The sequence below is a fragment of the Shewanella sp. SM87 genome (assembly GCF_025653705.1).
GTDB classification, from domain to species: Bacteria; Pseudomonadota; Gammaproteobacteria; order Enterobacterales; family Shewanellaceae; genus Shewanella; species Shewanella oncorhynchi.
In genome coordinates this window covers 1-5,296 of record NZ_JAKKSC010000067.1, presented here as the reverse complement: position 1 = coordinate 5,296, position 5,296 = coordinate 1, and the positions used below count along the sequence as shown (strand labels likewise).

Below are 5,296 nucleotides of genomic sequence, written 5' to 3'. Positions count from 1 at the left end.
ACAATAGAGCTGAACGTGCAGTAAAACCGTTTGTGATAGGCCGAAAAAATTGGTTATTTAGCCAAACGGCTAACGGTGCACATGCCAGTGCCGCCCTTTACAGTATTGTGGAAACCGCCAAAATAAATGGTCTAATCCCATTTGATTACATCATGGTTTGCCTTGATGAACTGTGTAAACCAGAACCCAATATCGATAGCTTGTTACCCTGGAATTTTAAACAGTAGGTGTGGTTCGCTAGACGGTTACTTTATGAGCTTGGTTATGAACGTAATAAATTGGTTCAGCTTGGGTCTGAAGAGCCAGCCCATCAAACATTAGCGGGTGTGCATAGAGTCGCATCACTATTGAAAAGGTGGATATTAGGAACTCATCAAGGTTCGGTGGGGCATGAACATTTAGATAGTTATCTCGACGAATATGCCTTTCGTTTTAATCGTCGAGCTTCTCATTCACGTGGTCTACTATTTTATAGATTACTTGAACAAGCGGTGGTTACACCACCCGTTAGCTATGAAAATATCAAAGAGCGCTAAACACAACATGTAGTGGGTAGTGGAGCTAACAGGATACCCCTTATATAATAACAGTGCACGTTGAAATTTATTCCTATTAAAGCTCATGCAGGTCTCGTTGGTTTTGAGTCTCCTGCAACTGAGTACACACAACTTGGACTTGATTTAGACCAACAATCACTGTTGAAGCGGCATTGAACGTGGAAATGGATGAGCATTTGGGGTATGAAAAATCCCGTGTAAGTAATAGCCGCAATGGTAAAACCAGCAAGTAAGGATTAAACGAACTCAAGAAAGAATTCATGTTCAGGTATAGGCTTGCTATATAAATACCCTTGTATAGCGTCGCAACCTAAAACGGACAAAAATACTTTTTGCTCTTGACTCTCTACACCTTCTGCGACTGTTTTTAGTTGTAAACTATTTGCTAACGCTACAATACTAGATACTATTGCTGAATCATCCTCTTTCCTTGGCAGGCCATCAATAAAGCTTTTATCAATTTTCAATGTATCAACGGGGAGTTTCTTTAAATAGCTTAGTGAAGAGTAGCCAGTGCCAAAGTCATCAATTGAAATAGCAACGCCTATGCTCTTTAATTTCAGTAATGTTTTAATAGTTGTTTCAATATCTTCCATCAGTAAGCTTTCTGTTATTTCTAATTCAATTTGATTTCCTTCAATTCCGGCTTTTTTGATTGATTCATTTATATCATCAACAAAAAATTCTGATTTAAGTTGTGCGGCAGATACATTGATTGATACTGTAATTGGCAGTGTTGAATGGTGTTGCCAGTTTTTTGCAAACTGGCAAGCCTTATCTAGTACAAATTTACCTAAGGGTATAATAAGACCTGATTTTTCGGCTAAAGGAATGAACTCAATAGGAGAAACTCTGCCTAATTTGGGATGATCCCACCGTATTAGTGCCTCACACCCAGCTAAGCTGCTGTTCTTTAAACTTTGCTTTGCCTGATAGTAAACCTGAAAATCATTATTTTGCAAACTTGTACGCATATCTGAAACGAGTTTGAGTTGATTTATTCTTTTTTCTTCAATCTCTGAGTTATAGACTTCGTAATTGTTTTTTCCTTTCCCTTTGACTTGATACATTGCTTGGTCAGCAGATCTTAATAATTCGTTAAAACTTTTTCCATGCAAAGGAAAAACAGCGACACCAATACTTGCTGTGATATCGACAACACAATTGGTATAAGATTTTCTTATTTGTAATAGTGAAGTTATTTGCTCACAAAGCAATTGATTTTTTTTGTCTGTTACTGAATTGTAATCATAGAAGTCAGATATGGCTATAAACTCATCACCTCCAAGTCTAGCCAAATATGTGTTTTTGGGGAGGTTGTTGGATAATATTACAGCAATTTCATTTAAAAATTCGTCACCTATCAAGTGACCTTGCGTATCATTAATGTTTTTGAAGTTATCTAAATCAATATACAAAACAGAAAAATTTTTATTATTCAATTGCGCTATGGCTATTTTATCTTCTAGTTTTTTACGACATAAAACGCGATTAGGTAACTGGGTAAGCTCATCAAAATGTGCAAGTTGCGTAATTTTTCCTTCTTTTTCAATTAGTTGTGTGACATCTAATACCGCCCCTAGCATACGAACAGGCATGGAGTTTTTATCGCGAATGACATGGCCTTTTTCTAGTACATGTCTTACTTCGCCACTAGGCTGAACGACGCGATGCATTATTTCGTAGGGGACATCATCAGAAATTGCTGTATTAACAGCATCAATAACTGATTGCCTATCATCAGGGTGTATACAGCTAAGAAATGCCTTATATGTTGCGTCAAATTCTTGCGGTGTTAATCCAAATATTCGGTATATTTCATCGGTCCAAACTAGTGTTTCGTTGGTAATATCCCAATCCCAAGTTCCTACATGTGCTAATGATTGTGAAAACTCTAATCGTTCCTGCATTTTATAAAGTGCGGTGATTACCAACTCTTTTTTGGTTAACGTTCGCATTGAACAGACAGTGTAAGTATTTCCTGATTCTTTGTAATGATTAAGCTCTATAGATACAGGTATTTCTTTCTTATTTTTGTCGAGCGCCCATAATCCGGCAACCGTTCCCATCGAGCGTTCAGTTGGGTGACTAATAAATGAGTTGCGAATAGGTACGTGCTTTTCTCGATAACGTTTAGGTATCAAACACTCTACGGTTTTACCAACTAACTCTGCTGGTTGATAACCTAATAGTTTTGTTACCGAATCGTTAACCCACGTGATTTCACCTTTATTATCTACAACGATTATAGTGTCGGGTATTAAATGTAATAAATCAGGATAAAACGGAGACATAAAAATTCCTAAGAAAAATTAAATACACACTTATTATGCAGTTATTGTTGATTGCAGTGAGTGATAGACTTTTTCTGGCAATGTAACCAACCGCATAGGGCAAGCGGCGCAAGCACATGCTAACCAAGTGAGGTGCGCAATACACGCCGTGTCCACTTCATGTGCTCTTCTACCGCGGCATCAAGTTTGGTAATGAAGTTATTCAACTTTTGCGATGAGATTTGGTCGGATCCATAAAAAAATGATGCTCAGATAATGTCTGCGCTACTACGTAGTAGGCTGCCATAATAACCTAACCTCTAAATTGTTCAATTAGACTTTTCTGTACCCGCAATTGCTCTAATAAGCTCGCGGCCAGTCGTGACACCGTTATTCCATTCTCTTCGCTCACCACGGCCAGGTCATTAACTCTAACAATATTTTTACTCACCAGCTCTGTTACCACAGATTGTTCTTCAATTGCTGCTGAAATTTGTGTATTCATATCTGATACTTTGCTTACTTCGGTGTGTATGTTACGCAACGATTCCCCTGTTTTCTCAGACAAAATCACACAATTTTCAGACAGTTTTTTACCTACTTTCATTGCACTCTCTGCATTATTTGATTCCAGTTGAAGTTGTGCAAGCAGGGTATTAATCTCTTTTGTAGACTGCTGTGTTCGCTTTGCAAGGGTTCTTACTTCATCAGCAACAACCGCAAATCCCCGTCCCTGCTCTCCTGCTCGTGCCGCTTCAATGGCAGCATTCAAAGCAAGTAAATTGGTTTGGTCGGCTATACCGCTAATCTCAGACAATACCCTACCAATCGAGTTACACCCTTCAGTCAGGCGGGTAACCACCTTATCAACTTCTGCAAGTTGACTAGATAACTCATTTATAGCCCTTACAGTTGAATCAACAACTTGCTGACCTGCTTCAGATATGTTTCTTCCTTCATCAGAAGCCTGTGCGGCCACAGATACCGTTTTAGCCAAATCTTGTACGGTAGCCGCCATTTGGTTAATTGCAGTCGCAATATGTGCCGTTTCGGCATTTTGCTCAGCCAAATATTTTGCCACCATGTCACTGGCACTATTGGTCTCGTTCGCGGCGTCCGTAATGTTTATTGATACATCATTCACCCGCCCAACTATGGCGTTTATCTCTGCCTTACGCATTTTTAAGGCCAGGTGAATATTGCCTACCACATCGTTATGGCCCGTATATATGTAACTCATTAAAGGGTTGTCAAACACAGCTTTTGCATCATCGAGCAATCTGCGGTACTTGCTTCGCCAGGTTGTAAAGAATATTGCGGAAATGAGAGTCACAATTAATAAGGGAATGCTCAGCAGCCAGGGGATATTTGTAAAAATCATCATCGCAACAAAAGCCAAACACAAAAAAAACAACAGGCCTTGTATGATTGCGGTTGCATCGATACTGGCTCTTAAAGCCCGCGGCGTTTCACCTTTGTTTAATTTAGCGTATATGGCAGTGGCATTGTCCTTCACTTGATTATCGAGCTTGGTTCTTACCGACTGATACTCTTGTATTTTGCCATGACTATCTTTAATGGGTGTGACATAGGCATTAACCCAATAATAATCACCATTTTTACAGCGATTCTTTACTGGCCCCATCCATGATTTACCCTGCTGAACAAAACTCCATAAATCTTTAAACGCCTGTTTTGGCATATCCGGATGTCGGACAAGATTATGTGGGTTGCCTTTCAATTCATCCAGGGTAAATCCGGCAATTTTGCAAAATTCGGGGTTTGCGTAGGTTATTTTACTGTCTAACTCTGTAGTGGATAATAATATATCCGCGCTGCCAAAATTAACTTCATTACCCGAATGATTTCTAGTCATAAAATTACTAATCCATTGATATATATATATATATATATTATTTATTTATTTATTTATAATATGCCGAATATTAGGTAAGTCAAATAAAACTTTAGTATAGAATCCGTCCAACACATAAAGCAGCAATTAACCCGACGAGAGTTGGTTGAGCCAGGATTAAATTGTTACTTGGCGTTATATTTAGAGCGTTCTAAAAAACAGCCCATATACCGCTTTTCCGCCATCTTATTAGAAACACCACGCTATACTTTTAGAGTTCCGGAACTGCATAAACCTCTATTTTTAACTTCGGTTATAAAAGGGGCGATTGCCATGTAACTGTTCAAATCAGTTGTAGAAAGGTAACCGTCTAGCGAACCACACCTACTGTTTAAAATTCCAGGGTAACAAGCTATCGATATTGGGTTCTGGTTTACACAGTTCATCAAGGCAAACCATGATGTAATCAAATGGGATTAGACCATTTATTTTGGCGGTTTCCACAATACTGTAAAGGGCGGCACTGGCATGTGCACCGTTAGCCGTTTGGCTAAATAACCAATTTTTTCGGCCTATCACAAACGGTTTTACTGCACGTTCAGCTCTATTGT

The 5,296-nt window shown here is 38.9% G+C and carries 4 protein-coding genes and 2 pseudogenes; 3 read left to right on the top strand and 3 right to left on the bottom strand.

Annotated features, from left to right (window positions below; all coding sequences use genetic code 11):
• From L5M11_RS23545 to L5M11_RS23535, 3 genes and pseudogenes are all read left to right on the top strand, one after another.
• Positions 1 to 227, top strand: a 227-nt coding sequence (locus L5M11_RS23545) for a transposase domain-containing protein (protein WP_263180492.1), incomplete at its 5' end; no start/stop codon positions are given.
• Positions 228 to 236: 9 nt separating this feature from the next.
• Positions 237 to 536 (top strand): annotated as a pseudogene (locus L5M11_RS23540) (transposase); the annotation flags it as partial.
• Between the two features lie 60 nt (positions 537 to 596).
• Positions 597 to 689: pseudogene (locus tag L5M11_RS23535) on the top strand (S24 family peptidase); the annotation flags it as partial.
• Positions 690 to 793: 104 nt separating this feature from the next.
• Here L5M11_RS23535 and L5M11_RS23530 read toward each other — a convergent pair.
• From L5M11_RS23530 to L5M11_RS23520, 3 genes are all read right to left on the bottom strand, one after another.
• On the bottom strand, positions 794 to 2,851 hold the full coding sequence (locus L5M11_RS23530) for a GGDEF and EAL domain-containing protein (protein WP_263180494.1): 2,058 nt from the start codon (positions 2,849 to 2,851) through the stop codon (positions 794 to 796).
• A gap of 292 nt (positions 2,852 to 3,143) precedes the next feature.
• The gene (locus L5M11_RS23525; protein WP_263180493.1) at positions 3,144 to 4,706 is read right to left on the bottom strand and encodes a PAS domain-containing methyl-accepting chemotaxis protein; all 1,563 of its coding nucleotides are present in this window, start codon (positions 4,704 to 4,706) and stop codon (positions 3,144 to 3,146) included.
• A gap of 363 nt (positions 4,707 to 5,069) precedes the next feature.
• A partial coding sequence (locus L5M11_RS23520) for a transposase domain-containing protein (protein ID WP_263180492.1) occupies positions 5,070 to 5,296 on the bottom strand: 227 nt, incomplete at its 5' end.

What these genes read in the sequence shown, in the direction of transcription:
- L5M11_RS23530 (WP_263180494.1), bottom strand. Translation starts at nt 2,851, where the DNA reads ATGTCTCCGTTTTATCCTGATTTATTACATTTAATACCCGACACTATA.
- L5M11_RS23525 (WP_263180493.1), bottom strand. Translation starts at nt 4,706, where the DNA reads ATGACTAGAAATCATTCGGGTAATGAAGTTAATTTTGGCAGCGCGGAT.